This window comes from Paenibacillus dokdonensis, assembly GCF_004916975.1.
Classification (GTDB): domain Bacteria; phylum Bacillota; class Bacilli; order Paenibacillales; family Paenibacillaceae; genus Paenibacillus_AQ; species Paenibacillus_AQ dokdonensis.
Genome location: NZ_STGQ01000003.1, coordinates 119,006 through 138,865 on the forward strand (window position 1 = coordinate 119,006; position 19,860 = coordinate 138,865).

26 protein-coding genes and 2 pseudogenes are annotated in these 19,860 nt (G+C 45.4%); 7 read left to right on the plus strand and 21 right to left on the minus strand.

Annotation, left to right across the window (positions count from 1 at the left end; all coding sequences use genetic code 11):
- Nucleotides 1–64: 64 nt before the first annotated feature.
- Nucleotides 65–1,294, minus strand: coding sequence for an MFS transporter (locus E6W40_RS24945; RefSeq protein ID WP_136608336.1), 1,230 nt, complete (start codon nucleotides 1,292–1,294; stop codon nucleotides 65–67).
- Between the two features lie 20 nt (nucleotides 1,295–1,314).
- The gene (locus tag E6W40_RS24950) at nucleotides 1,315–2,211 is read right to left on the minus strand and encodes a TetR/AcrR family transcriptional regulator (protein ID WP_136608337.1); all 897 of its coding nucleotides are present in this window, start codon (nucleotides 2,209–2,211) and stop codon (nucleotides 1,315–1,317) included.
- Between the two features lie 273 nt (nucleotides 2,212–2,484).
- Here E6W40_RS24950 and E6W40_RS29615 point away from each other — a divergent pair, with 273 nt between their 5' ends.
- On the plus strand, nucleotides 2,485–2,649 hold the full coding sequence (locus tag E6W40_RS29615) for a hypothetical protein (protein WP_168929045.1): 165 nt from the start codon (nucleotides 2,485–2,487) through the stop codon (nucleotides 2,647–2,649).
- A 159-nt stretch (nucleotides 2,650–2,808) separates the two neighbouring features.
- Here E6W40_RS29615 and E6W40_RS24955 read toward each other — a convergent pair whose 3' ends face one another.
- The 4 genes from E6W40_RS24955 to E6W40_RS24970 form a co-directional block, all read right to left on the minus strand.
- Entirely contained in the window at nucleotides 2,809–3,738 is a 930-nt protein-coding gene (locus E6W40_RS24955) for a manganese-dependent inorganic pyrophosphatase (protein ID WP_136608338.1), read from the minus strand.
- Nucleotides 3,739–3,867: 129 nt separating this feature from the next.
- A complete protein-coding gene (locus E6W40_RS24960; protein WP_136608339.1) occupies nucleotides 3,868–4,212 on the minus strand; it encodes a DUF1904 family protein in 345 nt (114 codons plus the stop codon).
- Nucleotides 4,213–4,325: 113 nt separating this feature from the next.
- Complete coding sequence (gene gpmA / locus E6W40_RS24965) at nucleotides 4,326–5,075, minus strand: 2,3-diphosphoglycerate-dependent phosphoglycerate mutase (RefSeq protein ID WP_136608340.1); 750 nt, start codon at nucleotides 5,073–5,075, stop codon at nucleotides 4,326–4,328.
- 75 nt (nucleotides 5,076–5,150) lie between these two features.
- Complete coding sequence (locus tag E6W40_RS24970) at nucleotides 5,151–5,522, minus strand: hypothetical protein (protein WP_136608341.1); 372 nt, start codon at nucleotides 5,520–5,522, stop codon at nucleotides 5,151–5,153.
- A gap of 128 nt (nucleotides 5,523–5,650) precedes the next feature.
- On the opposite strand from E6W40_RS24970, the gene E6W40_RS24975 reads away from it, so the two are divergent.
- Complete coding sequence (locus tag E6W40_RS24975; RefSeq protein ID WP_136608342.1) at nucleotides 5,651–6,112, plus strand: DinB family protein; 462 nt, start codon at nucleotides 5,651–5,653, stop codon at nucleotides 6,110–6,112.
- Between the two features lie 87 nt (nucleotides 6,113–6,199).
- Here E6W40_RS24975 and E6W40_RS24980 read toward each other — a convergent pair whose 3' ends face one another.
- From E6W40_RS24980 to sigY, 6 genes are read right to left on the minus strand one after another with little or no spacing between them, the layout of a single operon-like run.
- Nucleotides 6,200–6,979: an ABC transporter permease gene (locus E6W40_RS24980; protein WP_136608343.1), complete on the minus strand. Its 780-nt coding sequence runs from the start codon at nucleotides 6,977–6,979 to the stop codon at nucleotides 6,200–6,202.
- Complete coding sequence (locus tag E6W40_RS24985) at nucleotides 6,976–7,896, minus strand: ABC transporter ATP-binding protein (protein ID WP_136608344.1); 921 nt, start codon at nucleotides 7,894–7,896, stop codon at nucleotides 6,976–6,978. The genes E6W40_RS24980 and E6W40_RS24985 overlap by 4 nt, the downstream gene beginning before the upstream one ends.
- Nucleotides 7,893–8,090, minus strand: a complete 198-nt coding sequence (locus tag E6W40_RS24990; protein WP_136608345.1) for a PLD nuclease N-terminal domain-containing protein — start codon at nucleotides 8,088–8,090, stop codon at nucleotides 7,893–7,895. The genes E6W40_RS24985 and E6W40_RS24990 overlap by 4 nt, the downstream gene beginning before the upstream one ends.
- A 33-nt stretch (nucleotides 8,091–8,123) precedes the next feature.
- The gene (locus E6W40_RS24995; protein ID WP_136608346.1) at nucleotides 8,124–8,348 is read right to left on the minus strand and encodes a transcriptional regulator; all 225 of its coding nucleotides are present in this window, start codon (nucleotides 8,346–8,348) and stop codon (nucleotides 8,124–8,126) included.
- Nucleotides 8,341–8,754, minus strand: a complete 414-nt coding sequence (locus E6W40_RS25000; RefSeq protein ID WP_136608347.1) for a YxlC family protein — start codon at nucleotides 8,752–8,754, stop codon at nucleotides 8,341–8,343. The genes E6W40_RS24995 and E6W40_RS25000 overlap by 8 nt, the downstream gene beginning before the upstream one ends.
- Nucleotides 8,741–9,271, minus strand: coding sequence for an RNA polymerase sigma factor SigY (gene sigY, locus E6W40_RS25005; protein ID WP_136608348.1), 531 nt, complete (start codon nucleotides 9,269–9,271; stop codon nucleotides 8,741–8,743). Before sigY ends, E6W40_RS25000 begins: the two co-directional genes overlap by 14 nt.
- Before the next feature lie 245 nt (nucleotides 9,272–9,516).
- Between sigY and E6W40_RS25010 the strand changes: the two genes are divergently transcribed.
- Entirely contained in the window at nucleotides 9,517–9,738 is a 222-nt protein-coding gene (locus tag E6W40_RS25010; protein WP_136608349.1) for a DUF6199 family natural product biosynthesis protein, read from the plus strand.
- A gap of 115 nt (nucleotides 9,739–9,853) precedes the next feature.
- Here E6W40_RS25010 and E6W40_RS25015 read toward each other — a convergent pair whose 3' ends face one another.
- On the minus strand, nucleotides 9,854–10,588 hold the full coding sequence (locus tag E6W40_RS25015) for a class I SAM-dependent methyltransferase (RefSeq protein ID WP_136608350.1): 735 nt from the start codon (nucleotides 10,586–10,588) through the stop codon (nucleotides 9,854–9,856).
- 501 nt (nucleotides 10,589–11,089) lie between these two features.
- Between E6W40_RS25015 and E6W40_RS25020 the strand changes: the two genes are divergently transcribed.
- Nucleotides 11,090–11,440 (plus strand): DUF3888 domain-containing protein, encoded by a 351-nt coding sequence (locus E6W40_RS25020; protein WP_136608351.1) that lies wholly within the window; start codon nucleotides 11,090–11,092, stop codon nucleotides 11,438–11,440.
- Nucleotides 11,441–11,715: 275 nt separating this feature from the next.
- Here the strand turns inward: E6W40_RS25020 and E6W40_RS25025 are convergent, their stop codons facing one another.
- On the minus strand, nucleotides 11,716–12,141 hold the full coding sequence (locus tag E6W40_RS25025; protein WP_136608352.1) for a hypothetical protein: 426 nt from the start codon (nucleotides 12,139–12,141) through the stop codon (nucleotides 11,716–11,718).
- Between the two features lie 251 nt (nucleotides 12,142–12,392).
- Between E6W40_RS25025 and E6W40_RS25030 the strand changes: the two genes are divergently transcribed.
- Nucleotides 12,393–12,623, plus strand: coding sequence for a DUF2188 domain-containing protein (locus E6W40_RS25030; protein ID WP_136608353.1), 231 nt, complete (start codon nucleotides 12,393–12,395; stop codon nucleotides 12,621–12,623).
- Nucleotides 12,624–12,772: 149 nt separating this feature from the next.
- Here the strand turns inward: E6W40_RS25030 and E6W40_RS30560 are convergent.
- A pseudogene (locus E6W40_RS30560) lies at nucleotides 12,773–12,850 on the minus strand (helix-turn-helix domain-containing protein); the annotation flags it as partial.
- 504 nt (nucleotides 12,851–13,354) lie between these two features.
- On the opposite strand from E6W40_RS30560, the gene E6W40_RS30565 reads away from it, so the two are divergent.
- Nucleotides 13,355–14,706 (plus strand): IS3 family transposase gene (locus tag E6W40_RS30565; RefSeq protein ID WP_425464922.1). Its coding sequence is split into 2 segments (ribosomal slippage): nucleotides 13,355–13,811 and nucleotides 13,811–14,706, totalling 1,353 coding nucleotides; the frame shifts between segments, so codons are not numbered across the junction.
- Nucleotides 14,707–14,778: 72 nt separating this feature from the next.
- Here the strand turns inward: E6W40_RS30565 and E6W40_RS29840 are convergent.
- The 4 genes and pseudogenes from E6W40_RS29840 to E6W40_RS25060 form a co-directional block, all read right to left on the minus strand.
- Nucleotides 14,779–14,898: a YjcZ family sporulation protein gene (locus E6W40_RS29840; protein ID WP_211147086.1), complete on the minus strand. Its 120-nt coding sequence runs from the start codon at nucleotides 14,896–14,898 to the stop codon at nucleotides 14,779–14,781.
- 311 nt (nucleotides 14,899–15,209) lie between these two features.
- Nucleotides 15,210–15,614 carry a glucosaminidase domain-containing protein gene (locus tag E6W40_RS30570; RefSeq protein WP_136608354.1) on the minus strand — a complete coding sequence of 135 codons (405 nt, stop codon included), beginning with the start codon at nucleotides 15,612–15,614 and terminating at the stop codon, nucleotides 15,210–15,212.
- Nucleotides 15,560–15,748, minus strand: a pseudogene (locus tag E6W40_RS30575) (tyrosine-type recombinase/integrase); the annotation flags it as partial. The pseudogene E6W40_RS30575 and the gene E6W40_RS30570, both read right to left, overlap by 55 nt.
- A gap of 228 nt (nucleotides 15,749–15,976) precedes the next feature.
- Nucleotides 15,977–16,201: a helix-turn-helix domain-containing protein gene (locus E6W40_RS25060; protein ID WP_036649309.1), complete on the minus strand. Its 225-nt coding sequence runs from the start codon at nucleotides 16,199–16,201 to the stop codon at nucleotides 15,977–15,979.
- Nucleotides 16,202–16,434: 233 nt separating this feature from the next.
- On the opposite strand from E6W40_RS25060, the gene E6W40_RS25065 reads away from it, so the two are divergent.
- On the plus strand, nucleotides 16,435–16,728 hold the full coding sequence (locus E6W40_RS25065) for a transposase (protein ID WP_136608356.1): 294 nt from the start codon (nucleotides 16,435–16,437) through the stop codon (nucleotides 16,726–16,728).
- A gap of 201 nt (nucleotides 16,729–16,929) precedes the next feature.
- Here E6W40_RS25065 and E6W40_RS25070 read toward each other — a convergent pair whose 3' ends face one another.
- The gene (locus E6W40_RS25070; protein ID WP_211147098.1) at nucleotides 16,930–18,456 is read right to left on the minus strand and encodes a right-handed parallel beta-helix repeat-containing protein; all 1,527 of its coding nucleotides are present in this window, start codon (nucleotides 18,454–18,456) and stop codon (nucleotides 16,930–16,932) included.
- A gap of 102 nt (nucleotides 18,457–18,558) precedes the next feature.
- Nucleotides 18,559–19,860, minus strand: coding sequence for an alpha-galactosidase (melA, locus tag E6W40_RS25075; protein WP_136608358.1), 1,302 nt, complete (start codon nucleotides 19,858–19,860; stop codon nucleotides 18,559–18,561).

Below are 19,860 nucleotides of genomic sequence, written 5' to 3' on the forward strand. Positions count from 1 at the left end.
CCCGGAAAACGAATCCGGGCGTTTTTGTCATGGATAAATCATGACAGTATTTCCATTTGTTAACTTACCCTTGACTGCTGGCAGCCTCAAGCTTTTGCTTACTGCGGCCGGTCATCCTTCTTCCCCATGAAACGGACAAAATCAGGCTCAGTACCAGAATGATAGCCCCGAAGGAATAAGGCAAGTTCACATGAACATCGAATAGAATACCTGCGAGCGCAGGACCAAAAATATTACCAAGACTCATATAGGCATTATTCATCCCCATGACAAAGCCCTGCTCCTCGTTTCCAGCCATTTTGGATAAAACCGTATTGATCGCTGGTCTCATAATGGAAGTGAAGGTGAAGAAAATCAGGATCAGCAGCAAATTGTACCAGAAGTTGCCCGAGAGCAGCATCAATACCATAGTAATGGCCGAGATCAGGAAAGAAACATTAATCAGCTTGTTCTCACCGAAACGATGAAGCAGCTTATTGATAAACGCTCCTTGAATGACAACGCCCACAAGCGCTCCAACCGTAATCATGATAGAAATTTCCTTGGTTGTGTATGCATACTTGTTGTCGACGTACAGGCTGAATACTGCTTCAAAATTGACAAGGCCAAAGGTCAGGGTAAACACAAGAATCAGATAGATAAAATAAGGTGCTTTAACGGAAGTGATCAGCTGCTTGACGATGCTTTCCCGCTTTTGCTGTGATTGTCTTGCCGCCTGCAGGCGCTCTTCGGACAAGGTTTCTTTCAGCATAAAAAAGGATAGAATGGTGGCAATCGCCGCAATCAGAGCTGAAATGTAAAATGGTGCACGAAGTCCAAAATCCGCAAGGAATCCGCCAATGCCCGGCCCGATAACAAATCCAAGCGACATTGCGGCCCCCAGCATGCCGAGACCTTTACCGCGTGTATCTTCCGTTGTGCTGTCAGCTACATAGGCCATCATTGCCGGAACCATCATGGCTGCGCCGATTCCCCCGAGGAAGCGGGATATGTACAGCATCCACATCACATTTGCGATGGCAAATAAAAATTGAGAGAGCGTGAACAGCAAGAGTCCTAGAACAATCATCCGTTTGCGGCCGTACTTATCCGACCATTCACCCGCAAGCGGAGAAAACAGAAACTGTGTCAGGCCAGAGGCTGCAATCAGATAACCTGCCGCTGTGCCTCCTGCGTTAAAATCTTCAAGCAGCTTGGGCAGAATTGGAATGACGAGTCCGATGCCCAGCATGGCTATAAACATATTGACCATTAATACAATAAGAGATTTGTTTGGTTTTGTGCTTGATGACATGAATCGATAGTTCTCCTTTTCTAAGCTAGATAGCTCTTGATCTTCGGAAGTGCGGCCAATCGGCCGGCAAGCTCCGACAGTTCCTGGATCAAAAGCAAATTATGGAGCATCCCCTGTACAATAATTCTTCGTGGTGATTGGCTTTTCAGCTCATTATCCAGCATCAGAATCGAGTCACGGACATCCTGCTCCTCTTTCCCTGATTTCCCCAGCAAATCCGCGCTGCGGTACATCCGGCATATGAGTCCTTCCACACTGTCCGTCTCAGGCTCCGGCATTTCGGATCTCAGATATTCGGGATAGTTATGCTCGCCGAGAATCGGTTTTACGCCATCTTCCTTCATCAACCCATCCGCCATATAATCCAGCAGCTTTAAAATATAAAGGGACAGCTCGCTCACCCCGATCGCCACATTTTCCAGGATCATCAGTACACTGTACTGCTCCAGCAGTGAAAACATGGAGAATACCAAATCCACTGCAAAGGGTTCAATGCGCGGACCATAGACCGTTTTGAACATCTGCTCGAAATGGCGGATCATCCTGCCCCGCAAGGCCCCCGATGCCTTGAGAACTTCCTCCGTGTATGAATTCGGGTTTTCCGTGATCAGCATCCGGATCAAATCGCGGTGAGCCAGAGAGTCCTGAAGCTGAAGCTCAATCTGATGCCTCAGACTGTCTGCCGAATTTACATCCCCTTGTTTCATCATGGCCTGCAGTTTGACATAGAGCCGGTCATTAATCATATGGAAAATAGACAGCAGCAGCTGATCCTTGGATTTATAGTGCTGGTACAGCGTTGCTTTGGACATACCGCAACCCTCGGCGATATCCTGCATGGTGGAACCGTTAAAGCCCTTGCGGGAGAAAACATGGATGGCTGCATCCATAATTTCCTGTTTACGGTCATTGGACATGGCGCTTATTCACTTCCTCTTGGAATTTCACTACCCTTAAAAACTACACGGTTTTGCAACTAAACTATATAGTTTTACCGAATTATAACTTGCAGTACCCTCCTCGTCAAGAAAAAATGAACATTCGACAGCTTTGCTGGACAACCCGTTTTTTGACGAAATATTAAAGAAAATAAAGTGATAGCGGTCTCATATTATGACAAACGTTTTCATAGACAAGTGATATATTGATATTGCACTTATGAATAGGTGTATAAATTGGAGGGATTAAACATGGAAAATTTCGAAAACGAACTGCAGTTGTCTGAGGAAGAGGCTCAAGAATCTCAAATCGAAGACATTGAGGAAAGCGAAGACGAGGAAGACGAAGAAGCTGAAGAAGCTGAGGCTGAATCCGAAGAAGAAGATTCAGAGGAAGACGAAGATTCCGAGCAATAATGGTTCCAAATCCCTTCTCCCAGAACTACAGACTTTTACAAACCCAACCTGTTCAGTCATGAACAGGTTTTTCACTGTTTATGCGGCATAGATCTTAGAAAACAAACAGGCGCTTGACCCGTTAAGGAGTCAAACGCCTGTTCTATATTCAATCGTATATTATTTGCTCAGTGTTTCAGTCAGAACAGGTACAATTTGCGATTTGCGGGAAACAACGCCTTTGAGCACGGCTTTGTTGTTTTCCAGCTTCACCTGATATGCAGTCTCTACGGAAGAAGCGGCATTACCAAGAGCCAAGGCTACCGAATCGTTGTTCAGGATGTCCGTTACGACGAACACGAACAGATCCAGACCTTTTTGACTGATGATGTTATTCAGAGCGTCTTCCAGCTCCGTTTGGCGGTTCAGTACATCATTTACGTCCACCGCGTTGACTTGGGCGATTTCTACTTTGTGGCTGCCCATTTGGAATTCCTTGGCATCCAGTGAAATAAGCTCGGCTACCGTTTTGCTGCTTACGTCTGCACCTGCTTTCAGCATTTCAAGACCGTAAGTCTCCAGGTTTACACCGGCGATATCAGCCAGCTCGCGTGCAGCAGCTACGTCTTCGTCTGTGCAGGTTGGGGATTTGAGAAGAAGCGTATCCGAGACAATGGCGGATACCATCAGTCCAGCGATTTCCTTCGGAACGGCAACATTCTTTTCTTTGAACAGCTTATTCAAGATGGTAGCTGTGCAGCCGACAGGCTCAGCGCGATAGTAGAGTGGGTGTGCAGTCTCAAAATTCGCGATGCGGTGATGGTCAATAACCTCCGTGACACGAACTTGATCGATGTCATCAGCGCTTTGCTGGCGCTCGTTATGGTCAACGAGAATCACTTCACTGGCTTCGCCTGCCACTTTCTCAACAAGACGGGGAGCATCAACCTTGAAGGTATCCAGCGCGTATTGAGTTTCACCGTTTACATTGCCCAGACGGACGGCTTCCGCCTCCAATCCGAGCTGATTTTTCAAATAGGAGTATACGATAGCTGATGTAATTGTGTCCGTATCCGGATTTTTATGCCCGAAAATCAAAGTTTTAGCCATGAGTATTCATTGCTCCTTATCCATTTATAAAGTACAGACATTCCAGAAATGTCTTGGTCTACATTCGATTATAGCGGTAATTCACTAATATTCCAATTCCTTTACAGAGATTTATTTACAAATATCTGATCAGGCCTCATGGATCGTTTTTCTCGGAATCTCGTTCAGAGGCAATCCCTCTTTATAGTAAAGCGATGGCTGCAGCAGAATATAAAAAATATGAGTTCGAGTAAAACCCTGGCTCTGCAGGTGTCCGTTTATCATTTTAGCAATGGCGTCATGCTTCTCCTGCTCTCTCGGAAACATGAAAATCTCAACGGACTGCGGACTGTTTGTGATTTTTTCCACATGCAAGAGCTCAATTTTTACGATTTCCTGCGGAATGTTGGCGATGGCTGCCATATCCTCAACAATCGCGGGTGCGACAGTTTCCACCACGTTTTTTTCAAATCCTGTAAATCTGACAAAAGGCAAAGCTGTTCCCTTCTTTCCTGAGTTGGTGTTTCAGCAGTACTGGTATTATATACCCTACCACAAAAACACAGGAGGAGTCACCTCGCGCAAAGGAACTCCTCCATGAATGTTAGTTACTCCATAATTTTCGACGGGTTGGCAACCACATCGATCTTTTCCTGCACCCGTTCCTCGTCCCCAAGAAAATGGCGGTTCAGCGGCTTCAGGTTCTCGTCCAGCTCATACAGAATCGGGACGGCGGTCGGAATGTTCAAATCCAGAATATCTTCATCGCTGATATTCTCAAGCACCTTCATCAGTGCGCGGAGGCTGTTGCCATGCGCTACAACCAGCACCTTTTTGCCTGCCTTGATCTGGGGTACAATCTCCGCCTCCCAATATGGAACGACCCTTGCGATGGTGTCCTTGAGGCTTTCACCCAGCGGAATCTCCTGCTCGGTCAACCGGCCGTATCGTTTGTCCTTTTGCGGATACCGGTCATCCTCGGCAGTAATTTGCAATGGCGGTACATCATAGCTTCTGCGCCATAACTGAACCTGTTCAGCCCCATATTTTTCGGCCGTTTCCTGCTTATTCAGCCCTTGAAGCGCGCCGTAGTGGCGCTCATTCAGCTTCCAGCTTTTATGAATGGGAATCCAGAGAAGATCATTGACGTCGAGTATATAGTTCAGCGTCTTGATTGCCCTTTTCAGGACCGACGTAAACGCAATATCAATCTCGTACGGCACCTTTTTAAGCAGTTCCCCTGCTTTAATTGCTTCTCGGACACCTTTTTCCGTTAAATCGACATCTGTCCAGCCTGTAAAACGGTTTTCCTGATTCCATATGCTTTCGCCATGTCTTACCAGCACTACTTTAAACATCGATTCATACCTCCTCACTGCCATGGCGGCGTAAACTGCATGGTCTATTTTTTGCCTATCCTATTTTTTTAACCCTTATTCCGTTTTTTGATGCATGCGGGCGACATAATTATCGGTGGTTAGATAATTCAGCTTCTGGGTCTTTTCGTCGTATTCATAGATCAGGATCATGCCGTAAGTGTCAGAGTTCATGTTGCTGTCAATGACGGCGAAACGACTGCCGCCAAGATAGACGCCCCCTCCGTTCAGGTCAGTTTTCACATCCATTTGACCGGGAAAGCTCTGCATATTGGTTCCGCTGGTGCGAACATCCAGACTGCCTCCGGTAATGTAGGTTCCTGTTTGCATCTTCATTGGCGACTGAGCATTCATATTCAGCAAATAAATCACGACAATGATCAATAATCCGTAAAACAACAACATGTAAGTGTTATGCTTCTTATCCACAACTATATCATCATTCCTTTCAGATAAGATAAAATGAAGTGCGCTTCATATAATGAAGGCGGATTTGCTCCTTCTGCTGCCATACTGTAAAATTGAATGAAGATTACATATTGTAAGGAGGAAATATTATGAGAGACTCTTATGTATTCGGACTCATGCTGCGTACACGAAGCAGCATCATCCAAAAGGTCGAAAATCTTCCTGAGGAAAAACGTAATGTGATTCCTGAGGGATTCAGCAACAGCATTCACTGGCAGCTCGGGCATCTGCTGACGATAACGAATATCATCGTGTTCCAGTTTGCGGGGAAAGAATCCGTCATTCCGGAAAACTACAAAACATTTTTTGCTTCCGGCACCAAACCTGCAGACTGGACAGGGGAGCCTCCGGCTTGGGATGTGCTGATTCAGGAGCTGACCCAGCAGTGTAAGCTGATTGAAGATACTTTCGCTGGCAAGCTTCATGAACCCTTGGCCGTGAAGGAGAATTTTGCCAAGGCGGAGACCGTCGGCGAAATATTAATTATGAACATCAGCCATGAAAGCTCGCATTCTGGCATGATCAATGCCATGCTGAAAATACTCGGCTAGAAACAAAGAACCCTGGCTTTGGTAAAAGTCAGGGTTCTTTTATATCCATATTATTACATATTATATCATGCCTGCATAGGTTTTTTTCTATATTTTGGATTTAACTAGTTTGACCCTATAGGTGGCAGCTGCGAAACAAGCCAGTATGCATAGCATGCTGATGATGAGCGCGCCAGCTGCTTCCGTCATTCCCTGTCCTTCAAGGAGCCCATTTACGTATATTTGCGGCAGCGAACCGGGACTCCAAGCCAGGTACCGCGGAAACCATCCGGAAGCCATCGTTAGCATAAGTGCCATCCCTAAACTGACAAAGGCAATACCCGCTGCAGGGTTCAAAAGCGAACTGGCAAGCAGAGTCAATGATCCACCAAACCACATCCACAGCAGATAAAATCCCCCCGCTGTCAAAGCTGCGCCGGTATCGACCGATCCGATCATCTGCACAGTATAATACCAGGCCCCAGCGTATCCGAGCACGAAGGAAACGGTGATTAAGGAAAACATGCTCATCCATTTGGCAGCGGTATATGATACGAACGAGACCGGTTTAGAAAATATCATCTGCGAAACGCCGCTTTGGCGTTCACCTGAAATCATCGTCATCAATGACAGCACCAAGATGAGCAATCCGACCGAATTGTACTGGCCAAGCGTCTGCGCCATTACCTCCGCACCAGAAGGCGGCTCCATTGTAATCGTCATGCCTTTGGGCATGTTTCCCGCCGACTTCAGGATTTCCGGCATGAAGCGGGTTACGATCGGCTGCATTACCCCCAGCATCAGAAAGACCAGTGGCACCCAGAGCCATTTATAGCTGCGCCCCATCTCCAGCATTTCTTTGCGAAAAAACAATCCGAACTGTCTCATGCCTGCACCACCTTCATAAATAAATCCTCCAGCGTGCTTTGGCCCGATTCGAATTTCCGGAAAAATACGTGATGAGCTACCGCGTCCTTCATCAGATCTTGCGATGCTTGCTCCACATCCGCTACCGTAAGCTCCGCCCGGGTTCCGGCAATCTCCGCCTGCAGTACAAAGGCCTTGCTGCCGACCGATGCCAGCCATTCCCCGGAAGCCTTCTCTCCACCGACTTCCAAGCGGATCACAGGCTCGCTGTACTCTTTGCGGATATGTTCCAGACTGCCTTGCAATGCGATTTCTCCGGCTTTAATCATGAGAATTTCGTCGCAAATCTCCTCGGCATCATGCAGGACATGGGTCGAGAACAGGACTGTCGTTTCGCGGCGGATGCGCCGCAGCAGGCTGAGTACGTCTTTTCGCCCGGCAGGGTCCAGCGCAGAGACCGGTTCATCCAGAATGAGCAGTTTGGGGCGGTGGATCAAGGCCTGTGCCAGTCCCAGCCTCTGTTTCATCCCGCCGGAGTAGCCCCCTATTTTCCGTTTCCCCTCATTCCCCAGTCCCACGGCTTCCAGCCACTCACCGGTCTTAAGCGCCGCCTCGCGGGTCGTAAGCCCGGCAAGTTCTCCGGTATAGCTTAAAAATTCTTTGCCGCTCATCCATGGATAAAAAACCGGCATCTGCGGCAAATATCCGATGTATGGCCGGTGGTCCTGAACCGGTCTTCCACCGTGCAGCAATTGAATGGATCCTTTCGTCGGCTGAAGCAGGCCCGCAAGCATACTGATCGTTGTCGTTTTTCCTGCTCCGTTTGGCCCGAGAAGGGCTGCGCAGCTTCCTTCGGCAACCGAAAATGAGATCCCGTTTACTACTGTACGCTCCTTGAAGCGCTTGGTTAATCCTTCAACCTGAAGCAGCGGAGTCATGAGACATCCTTCCTTCCCACAACAAAGTAAGCAACTGAGCCCAGTAGACTTCCGCACAGTATGATGATGACCCATAACCATTTAGGCCCCCGGGTCGATTCGGCTTTATATAATGAAATAAGTCCCACCACAGACAAAATCAGCTGGATGAAAATCAGAGGCGCAAGCAGATTCCATGGAATATCCGTATTCACGTGGCTTCCCCCTTCGCGTTATAAAAATTGTTATTACCGATTTTTTTGTCGTTCTTTTCTCCGCGGCCAGTATATATAAACGAACCAATAAGCGATAAGTGGTGAAGGGCATTGGATCAGCCCGATGATTCCCCAGAACCAGTAATACTTCGTATGGCGGCGGGCATGTGTGAACAGCCACAGACTTTGAGTCAGCAAAATGGCTATTACCAGAACAATGGCCCAGATAGGCAGTGAATCAGAATGTGAACTATGCATGACCCGACTTCACCTTTTTTCGTGATTTTTGCAGGGTACGCAAGGCAATGGCGATGACCCCTACGAACACAATCCCCTGAATCACTACGAAGATTACGAAGCTGCTCGATGCCAAAAGCAAATTGCCGCCGATAATCACAAGTGCAATGATCAGGAACAACGCCCACTCCAGAGCGGCCTGTTTGCGAAGCTTTTGCCTGTGACCGTTCACGAGCTGCTCCAATTCAAGCAGCGTCGGCGGCTCAGGGTCCCGGATGGTCAGATCCATCTGGTCGAACCCATGCAGCAGTTGTGCGATCAGAGCCTCATCCTCCGCAGATCCTTTTTCGTCCATGTTTATTGCCTGCGGTGGCAGGTCCGGTTTCTTCGGGTTCATGATCCCATGCTCCCGTTTATTCCTTTTCATCAGTCGTCAGCTCCTTTCGTAACTGCTGCAGTCCGTGATATATTCTCGATTTCACCGTTCCCGGCGGAATGTCCATGATTTCGGCAATTTCATCTTGAGTGTAGCCGTAATAGTGCTTGAGCAGAATCGGAAGACGCCACTCGTAACTTAGTCGGGACAGAGCTTGTACTGCATCCGTCCAAGCTTCCAACTGGTGCTTCAGCTGCCATTCGGTCTGGCGGAGAGCTTGCTCCTGGTCCTTCCATTGTTTCTCGACTTGCTTCCGGCGCATCTGGTCGATATAGATTCGAGTCGCCAGTGTGATGAGCCAGGAGGAGAATTTGGATTTTCCGTTATATAACTTAATTTTCTCGATACACCTCAGCATGGTCTCCTGCGCTATATCCTCCGCCAGTGCCGGGTTCATTGTCATTTTGATCAAATATTTCATTAAAAAGGAGTAGTGGGATTGCAGCAGCTGCGCCATCGCCTGACTATCTCCGCGCTGAGCGCGTTTGATTTGCTTTTGTTCGTCCAACTGCTGCCACTCGCTCCTTTCATTTTTTCATTCGTTTCGCTGCAGCGATGATTGCTTACGTCCGTACGCGACCCATGCAATCACCCATAATACGTTTAGGTTCCTTGATTCGTTCACGGGATATTAAAAATATTTTCAGGAAGTTTATTCCGTAGCATTTTTCAGCATAAAGGACGATACCTTTTGTTTCTCCAAAAGGTAACTATTTGTTATTAGAAACGTTTTATCTTTAAGGAGATGGTTCGATGTCAGTCGTTTTGATTTTGTTTGGCATTATCATACTTGCGCTTGGCGTGATTCAGATCCGCAAGCCCGCCTGGGGTTGGAGAGCTAATGAAGGTTGGAAGGTAGAAGGTGAATCTGAACCAAGCGAGGCATACCTGGTTTTGGCAGAGATCGGTGGTATATTGATTGTTGTCATGGGAGCATTTCTTATATTAGTCGGGATATTCAAGTTATTTTATTAAAGAATTATAGGCAATTGCATCGCTACGGATGCGGATCATTCTTACGACCACTTCGCTTCTTCAGAATGATTCCGCCTCCTCCGCTGAAGTATGTCCTTTCTTTAATTCATTCTATTTATTTCTTTTCCGCTGAGATCATTAAAAACATAGGTCTTCGAGTTTCGTCCATCATCCCGGGTATATTTTTTAACATTTCATCCGAAGGCGTAGATTCCTTGACTGCCTGGATGCTGAAACCAGCATGGATTAAGTCATTAATATAAGTTGATATGGTACGATGATATTTTATAACGTTTTCCGTTAAGAACGTTGTTTCACGCACGCCTTCCGATGCATAGTTGTCCACTGGCCAATGCAGCGTATTCCCTTGGTCATCGTAATACCAATCTTGTTCGCTGCGCGAAGTGAAAATCGGATGTTCCACTGAAAAAACAAATGTACCACCTGCCGCTAGACAGTCATAGACCTTTTTGCAAATCAACTCGAATGACTCGATATAGTGAATAGCTAATGAACTGATAACCACATCAAATGGAGCGTTAGAAAAGTGGATCTCTTCAATTGGCATTTTTATATACGAAATCAAAGGATCATTCGTCATTTCCCGAGCCTTTTGAAGCATTTTTTCGGAAATATCCACGCCAACCACCGAACTAGCCTGTTGCTCACGAGCATACCGGCAATGCCAACCGAAACCGCAGCCCAAATCGAGTACATTCTTATTCTGTAGATTTGGAATTAATGTTTTTAGTACGTACCATTCTCCTGCAGCCTCGAGTCCTTGGACTGACCTTGGCATTTTTTCATAAGCAGAAAAGAAATTCACATCATCATATTTGTTTTGTTTCATCGTATATTTCAACTCCTTTTAGGCGAGCTCAACTCGCACCTTATCATGAATATTAACACAACAAATATTAAAGTTAATTCTCATTTCAAATTTCTGTTGTTGCTCAGCTGTGAGGAAATATCCTAAAAATTTGTTAAAAGTGATAATGTATTTAAAACAAATTAATAATAAGGAGATCGTCCTATTGCATAAAAAGAAATACTTAACCCTTTTACCGCCGTTCCTCATTCTAACGATCATCTTGGCTTTCACTCTTCCAAACGATAAAAGGTATTTTGCATTTTTAGCCACGTTTGCATTTTGGATTACATACTATGTTTGGATTTATATTGAGAAGCAGATACAGAAGAAAAACGAATAGCATTTGTTGCGTCTTATGTGTCTATTGCTTATTGCCTCTATCCTTATTGATGATGATTTATACGACACCGTGTTGCGGTACGATCATTGCTAAAAATTAAATCCAAAGGGAATAATGTTATAAAAAGGATTGATCAACGAATGAAAAAGATTACGATAATAGTGATATTGGGTTTTCTTTTACTTTCGCCCATTGCATCTGCAGAACCAAATAATAAAATTTGTAACGATGTTCTCCTAACTTCACTTAGTCCGGCGATCTCAAACGCGATCAGCGGGTATTATGGGTATCCACGGTTATATGGGATGTATGATGCGAAGATTCTGAGAATTGAGCGAGTTCATGAAGGCGAATACACGTTTAATGTCACTGTGCAGGTCAAAACTTTTGTTGGAGCCCATAACCATCCTTTTGGTTTAGAAACAATGACCATAGCAGTTAGCCCTGGCTCAATGCTTGTTTCGAAGTTTCATCATGAAGATGCAAACTAAATCGTTACGGATCAGGATTGCAAAAATATAGTTTGGTTGCACACTCAAATTACGTGCTATATTCTATTTGGAGGTGCATCCATGAGTGGTAAAAAACTTGTGCTCTTGATAGTGTCTATTTGTGTATTTGGATTAATAGGTGTCTATGGGTTGATATATTTGATCGTATGGTTTGCTTTTAATTCATCTTGATTACTCATCGGCTCAGCTTCCCGATCTTCACTCTTTCCTCAAAACAAAAAGCCACTCGAATGAGTGACCTTGAAATTTGGAATTTATGCGAAGGCTAATACGGTCTTTGTCGCAAGCCAGAGTAAATCACATAATTCAAGATTTGCTATGTCATTACTTGGCAGGCTATCCGGTAAAATACACTTTGGGATTTTCCAATGAAAATAATTACTCACCTTGTCATTATTATATTCAATCAGTAAGCCACTCTCCAGGTTTCCCTGAACCATCTCAATCATTTGTCCGATGGAAAGAAGCGGCAGCGCTTCGCCTTTATGATAGTCCTCGTTAAAGTCTCTGTGACCAGAATTCACGAAAGGGCCCTCATAGCAAGTGAGATCATCATACTTTACCTTAACCACGTAGAGATCAGATAATCCGGGATTCCTCACCATCCACCATTTACGCAACCTCTCTTTTTGCTCGGTAGACAGTTCATTCAGATCATCAATGGTTATCCTCTGCTTCATGAACGATTAGCACCTCCCTCTCTCTTTCGTCCATTCTTATCAAGAAGAATATTCCATTGGCTATGCTCGAATTCCTTTATCTTAAATCAAACCGCCTTGTTGGATTATGCAGGAGGGAAAATTTATGATTTGGTATGTTTACTAGCCGCTCAATCCTTCAAATCGCATTCACTTCCACTCCTTCTGTTTATAGATACATAAGGGATTCAACAATAGAAGAAGTAATGTCGACAATGTAAGGAGGTGCGACTATGCCTAATAACAAAAAGCCATCTGTTCATACTGTTCCAAATCCTGAAGGTGGTTGGGACAACCAACAAGATGGAAAAGTTATGAGTCATGGTGAAACAAAAGCTGATGCCCAAAAGCTTGGAAGGCAACAAGCAATGAAAGATAAGACAGAACATGTTATTCATAACAAGGACGGGATAATATCAGAGTCCAATAGTTATGGGAATGACCCGTTCCCGCCAAGAGGATAATATCATCTATCCGGTTTCGTTATTTAAACGGGAAGCCGGATATTCTTTATTATGTTTAAAATCCCCCAAAGCAAAGAACCTTCTCGCCATGCCCTCCTTATAAATAAGGAAGACACAGTACAGAAGCCAAAGGCGCTTGAAGGCATCGATCAGATCTTTAATTCCCAGAGCTTGATCAGCTCGACGACGGCCTGAGAACGGCCTTTGACATTAAGTTTCTGCATCACAATAGTTAATCACTTTATCAAACAACAAGAGGTCTACTATGACTTTGGTTTCTTACGTTCTCTTTAGCATAAGTATACGTAGTAATGCAAGAAGACTCAGAAGAGAATCGAACCAGGAGCTGGGGTATAAGAAGCCAAAATGAGAAACTGGACCAAGTCAGGGCTTCAGCACAGTCCAGTTTTATACGAAGTTTATTGTTTGATATGTACTCTGAACTCATATTGACTACGCCTATAGTAGACTCCTGAAATACAAACATTTTGCCCCACCGCAATAGCAATTACACCAATAATGAATACAACTATTACCCCAAAACCACCACTTTTTATAGATCGACTTATTCATAATCCCCCCCTTAAATATGTATGTACTGAAACAGTGTGTTGTGGAAACATTTGGGGGTCAACAATAAAATAAAGACCCTGCCAGCACGTTGAACCGCACCCCATATCTTGGACACATGATATAATCGTCTAAGAAGAAGGGGTGCGGATTTTTACATTATGGTCAAATACAGCGAAGAGATACGAATAAAAGTTGCCATAGATGTCCTTGAGGGCGGGCTTTCTGAGAACGAAGCAGCGCGGAAATATGGAATGAGCCATGTCACTGTTAATGAATGGGTAGCAGCCTACTCCAAGCATGGAGCTGCAGGACTATTAACTAAGCAAACATACAGGACTTTTACAGGAGAACAAAAGCAGTACATATTAGAAGACATGCATAAGAACCGTTTGAGTTATAAAGGCGCAGCAAAGAAGCATGATGTACCGGACAGATCAATACGAAAATGGGAACGGCTATATCAAAGTGAGGGGCCGGGAGGCCTTTATATAGAGCGCCGAGGACGTGTTGCTAGTAAAGAGCCACTGGAAGGATTAGAGGAAAATACAAGCAATGTAGACGAGCTGATTAAGGAAAACCAACGCCTTCGTATGGAGGTTGCATACTTAAAAAAATTGAATGCCTTAGTTCAGGAAAAGGACTAATTACGAACGACGACAAAGCTCATGTGATATACGAGCTAAGGCATGAATTTAACGTAAAAGAGCTTGTCAAAATTGCAGACATTCCTCGTAGCACTTACTATTATCATGTAAAGAAATGGAGTAATCCGGATAAGTACGCCGATGTGAAGACAGAGATGCGGCGTTTATTTAACGACGAATTAAAGTGTCGGGCAGGATACCGTACGATGACTAGGGAGATTCGTAAAACATCTCAAATCAACCACAAGACAGTCCAGCGCCTAATGAAAGAGCTAGGGCTTCGGTGTATGGTTCGTAGGAAGAAATATCGTTCTTATAAAGGTGACCAAGGGAAAGCAGCTCCGAATGTCCTGAAAAGGGATTTTAATGCAGTAGCACCAAATGAAAAGTGGGTTACCGATGTGACTGAATTCCACCTGTTTGGGCAAAAGATATATCTGTCGCCGATTATGGATCTGTATAACCGTGAAATTGTCACCTACACCATATCCAGTAGGCCCACCTTCTCTATGGTCACTGAGATGCTTCAAGATTCATTTAAGAAGCTTCCTGAGCAACACAAACTTATTGTGCACTCTGATCAAGGATGGCAATACCAGCATAAACACTACCAACATATGCTCTCAGAGAGAGGAATCACACAGAGTATGTCACGTAAAGGAAACTGCCTGGATAACTCAGTAATAGAGAATTTCTTTGGTATCTTGAAAACTGAGCTTTTGTATATTCAAGAATTTGATTCACTTGAAGAGTTCATCCAAGAATTACATCAGTATATGCACTATTACAACCACCGAAGGACTAAACAAAAGCTAAGAGGACTCTCGCCGGTAGAATACCGCCTCCAGTCCTCTATAGCAGCCTAGGTCTCCACGTGTCTAAATTTTTGGGGTCAGTTCACGTAGCCAGCAGGGTCTTCACCATCCCTGATATTGGGTTTACCAACAAAATGCTGCCAAAATAATTACCAGCAGAATGAACAGCACAAGGATTGCACCCATATTGTTATGCAAACCATGACCATAACCTACGCCAACTCCTCCTACAACTCCACTCATCCCATATTACCTCCTTGAGTTTAAAGTACAATGTATCTTATGAATTAATCAGGATTGTGTATGGGCAAAGCGGTAAATAGATAAAGGCTCATTCCACGTTTGTAGGATGAGCCATCAGAAGGAGGTTAAACAAATGAGCAGAATGCTAACCCTCTACATTTTATGTTTTTGTTTACAAAATGTTCTCAAAAAAGAGTACTGCCAGCAAAAAGCCAGCAGGATCTTCGCTTATTTTTGTACCTTAATTCCGTTTTCCTTCCGGTAGTTGATTACAAGCTGCCGCCAAAAGTCATAGCTGCCTTTTTCGTCCGCTAATACGGTTTGTAATATTTAGAAGCATCCTTCACCCAAGACGGACACGGCATTTCAGTCAGTTCCTTTTGGGATTTAATCCATTCGGCTTGCTGCTTGATAGTGCTTTTCAGTTCTTCAAATTCCCTCTGCTCTGCTGCTGTCATTGACTGCTCACCTTCCTTTGTATCATATTGATAAAGCTTGTACTGCTCGATGATATTGATCAGCAGCTGCGTGTAATTCGGATCTGTCGCATACCCGCCTTTCCGAATCTCCAAGGCAGCTGTCTTATAATCGGCATTCAAAACACCGTGGTATCTCGTAGGTTTATCCTTGGTGCCATTGAGTATCAGCTTAGAATGATCTGCTATGGACTCTGAGCAGTTGTAATAAGCTCGGAAAGCTGCGTTAACATTTGACAGGCTTGCCCCTTCTCATCCATATCCGTCAGAAAATCTTCTATATGTTGTGCGTTAAGCTTTGATATTGGGATATGTCCTAATGATGGGTTTATATAGAGCCTCAGATTGTTCTCATATAATTCCAACGTTTCGGGCGATAAAGTTCTTCTATTTTAATCCATTCGGAAATGTAATCTTTGAACGGCGTCTTGCTGGGTTCAAAGTAATCCCCCTTATTCACACTCGCCCGTAATTCAGCCTCAGCTACTGTCACCTCTTTCCTATGTTTTAAAATCCCCCAAAGCAAAGAACCTTCTCGCCATGCCCTCCTTATAAATAAGGAAGACACAGTACAGAAGGCCAAGGGCGCTTGAAGGCATCGATCAGATCTTTAATTCCCCGAGCTTGATCAGCTCGACGACGGCCTGAGAACGGCCTTTGACATTGAGTTTCTGCATCACGTTGGAAATATGGTTCCGCACCGTTTTCTCACTGATAAATAACTGCCCGGCGATATCGCGGGTCGTTTTATCCTGAACAAGCAGCTCAAATACTTCACGTTCACGGTGAGTTAGCAAAAATTTGCTTTTATGATCGTTCCCTTTCAATGGTGTCACCCCTCCTTGCTCGGGTTTATGTGGTATAACAAGGTAAAGGGATACAGTCAACTCATATTATGTAAGCTACAGGGCAATGGTGCCGTCATGGTTAAAAAATAGGCTTGCGCCTTCATGGCGGGCTTTAACGCGCTTCAAACTTCCGAAGTTCATACGTTTTCACATCAGCAAAAAGTTTAAATTCGCAAGCCGGAGCCGACAATGAACTAGAGGAGGTGCTGGCTATGCTGATTTTGCTGATCGCAGGTTTCATTGTTGTTCCGTTTATCATGACAGCCTTGTCTATTCGGAGCAAGCTGGTCAGGTATGTGCTGCATTTGGTTGCGCTGCTTTCTTTTTATACTGCAGGCTCCATTGTCACCACGGTTGTTTACATGAACAGAACCCACGAGACCGTGTTTACCACAAACGTTCATGATGTGCTCCTGAACCCTTGGTTTCTGATGACAGGCGCTTACCTTGGATTGTATATTCCATACCGGCTACTGGCCGGATTCTGGGTACACCGGCATTCATAATTTACTTCCGGTGCATTCCTTCGCTTGTTGTTTATGCATTCATTTCATCTGTGTTCCATATAACTTCCATGGTTTGCACAAAAATACACCCCCTACATTCATCGGTCCCCAGAGGGGCTCCCATGTTTATAAGGGGTGCATTTGCACTTAAGTTAATATTGGAGCTGCATGATCAGGTATTGATTCACATTTAGAATGAGCCTATTCGTACGCGCCCATATTCACGCCAGCTCCCTGAACCCGTGCTTGCCCGTCGATATCCAGTGATCCAATGATGCTGGTATCCGTTAATCCCGAATCCATGGCTGGCGATGCTGGCTTCAGGTGGAAATCATTAGAGGCGGCGTTCAAGAACAAAGGATCCGCAAATAGGGAGTGAGCGTCGTTGCTTGTTCCTTTTTGGTATGCGGAGAAACCCGTATACTCTTTATTTTTCCAGGTCCAGGTGGCGTTCGAGCTTCCACCCGGGGCAAAATACAGATTATAATCAACCACATTTCCCGAGTTTTTCGTATATTCGTTATAGATCAGTACATTCGAAGAACTGGCTACGAAAATATTATTTTTAATAACATTGTTCTGGGTATCATATTGAACGTACAACTGTCCGCTGCCGTCACCCAGGGTGTCATTTTTGTATAATGTGTTGTTGACGATAAGGCAACCCACTGTCGACCCGCGCTTTGTATCATAACCGCCCATGGCAATACCGGTTAAGCGGTTATTATAGATCATATTGCTGCGGATTGTTATGTTACTGGTGGATTTCCCCGCATGCTCAGAAGCGATTTCAACCCCGATGTCATTATTGTAGCTGTAGTTCCGCTCGATGATGCTGTCTTTGCCCCCATCGACATAAATGCCATCCGCCGCATTGCTGTTGTTCGGAAGCTTTTTCCCGTAGGACGGGTTGTTATTGGAAGTAATATTGTAGACCTGATTGCCGCTTACGAACCCGTTTCTTGCCTGATCATAGGCCGCATTCGGTGATTTGCCCTCGTACCCGATAATATCGATCCCGATATTGTCATTATCATGAATCTTGTTGTTCGTCACGGAAAAGGTGTCGACATTACCGTTTAACACGAGCGATTCGCTGGAACCCAGCACCAGATTGTAGAGTTCGTTGCCGTCAATGGTCACGTCATGGATGGACTCCGGGGCTTTGGTGCCATACACGGCAATGCCATGAGCATCCCGCCCGAGAAGATCGGTTCCTGTTGGGGTTGACGTATTCTTAATATCATGGATTTTGTTGTTGGACAGCGTAATATAACTGCCTGAGCCGTGTACGTAAATCCCGACGGGCATTACGTTGCTTTTGGTAGTCGTATAGTTGCGAACCTCAAACCCTCGGATGGCAACATAATTAGCGTCCGTGATGTCGATGATGCCTTCGGTTCCGCTTACAGTAAGCCCTGTTCCATCGATCACGGCCTGCTCCGAGTTATAGCTGGTGAATGTAATCAGACCTTGGTCCGCGGAACCCGATTTGGTGATCTTGAGTTTTTCGTTATACACTCCGCCGCGAACGTAAACCGTACTTCCGGGTCCTGCGGTATCAGCTGCATGCTGCAAGGTCTTCCATGGTGCGCTGCTCGTACCTGCATTCGAATCGCTCCCGTTTGCCGATACATAATACTCGGTTCCCGAAGCTGCAGCCGAAGGCGCTTTGACGCTAGCGATTCCGAAACCTAATACAGCCAAACTAACTCCCACAATCAGCATTTTACCGAATCTCACGAATGATCATCTCCCTAATTTTTTTGTTTACCGCATATAACCATGTCCATCCATCTCAATGGCCCGCCAAGAATTTGTTTCTCAGGTTTACTTCAACGCCGGGATAAAGTCATGTTCGGCTTCATACAACTCCTCAAACATATCGCCTATCTCAGCAAGCGAGCAAACGGCAGCGGACAGCGGATCGACCATCAGCGCATGCCGGGCCATTTCTTTGTCATTACCCAGCACCGCTCCCACGGCCAGATCAAAAAAGGCCATATTAGAGCGGCACAAAGCGGCTAGATGTTCAGGCAGACTGCCGAACTGGCAAGGATTTATGCCATTGCGATCAACCATGCAGGCTACTTCGACAACGCCGTCAGACGGCAAATTATGAATTAACCCTTCGTTAGGCACGTTGCCATAAATCACTTTCGGTTCGTTTTTCAGCATCGCTTCAATAATAATGGCCGCATATTCATTGCTTGGCTTAAGCTCAAGCGGAATCGTGCCCTCGAGCTGCTGAATGATCCTTTCATCGTTTTCCTTCCGCCAAATCGGCCAATTATCCGCGTAATAGCCTGTTGCGCCATTATAACCGGAACTGCAGTGCTGATCGATTAATGATTGGCGTTTACGATAATAAGGAATGTACTCCGAGAAATGGCCGCTGGATTCCGATACGAAAGCCCCCAGGTATTTCATGGCGTCAAACCGGACGGGGTCCTTCTTCAGCAGTTCCGGATCCTGGATTTTCTCGCGCAGCAAAGGATACAAGTCCTGGCCCTGGTGGGAAAGCTCCACGAACCATGACATATGGTTGATCCCCGCTGCCCTCCATTTCATCTCCGAATAAGGTACCCCCGCATATTTGGCCAAACGCTGGGATGTATTCTGAATGGAATGACATAAACCAACGACCGGGATTTGTGTAATACGGGATGTAAGCAGCGTCACCGCCGACATCGGATTCGTATAATTCAGGATCGTCGTATCCGGGCAGAGATCCTCAATATCCCTGATGATTTCCATCCAGGAAGGAAGCGTGCGCAGCGTTTTGAATAGCCCGCCCGGGCCAAGCGTGTCACCGATGCACTGGTTAACTCCATACTTCAACGGAATCTCATACTCATAACGGACCGTCTGCAGTCCTCCCACTTCAATCTGGTTAATGACGAACTGCGAACCCCCGATCACTTCCCTACGGTCGGTGGAAGCAATCACGTCCCACTTCTTGCCTGAAAGCTCTATAATTTGAGCGACTAGCTTGCGTGCGATCTCCAGCCGTTCCGGGTCGATATCCACCAGTGCGATCGTGCCGCCTTCAATCCCTTCAATGAGCATAATGTCCGTAGTAATCTCCTGTGTAAATGCGCTACCTGCGCCAATAATCGATATTTTAGTCAT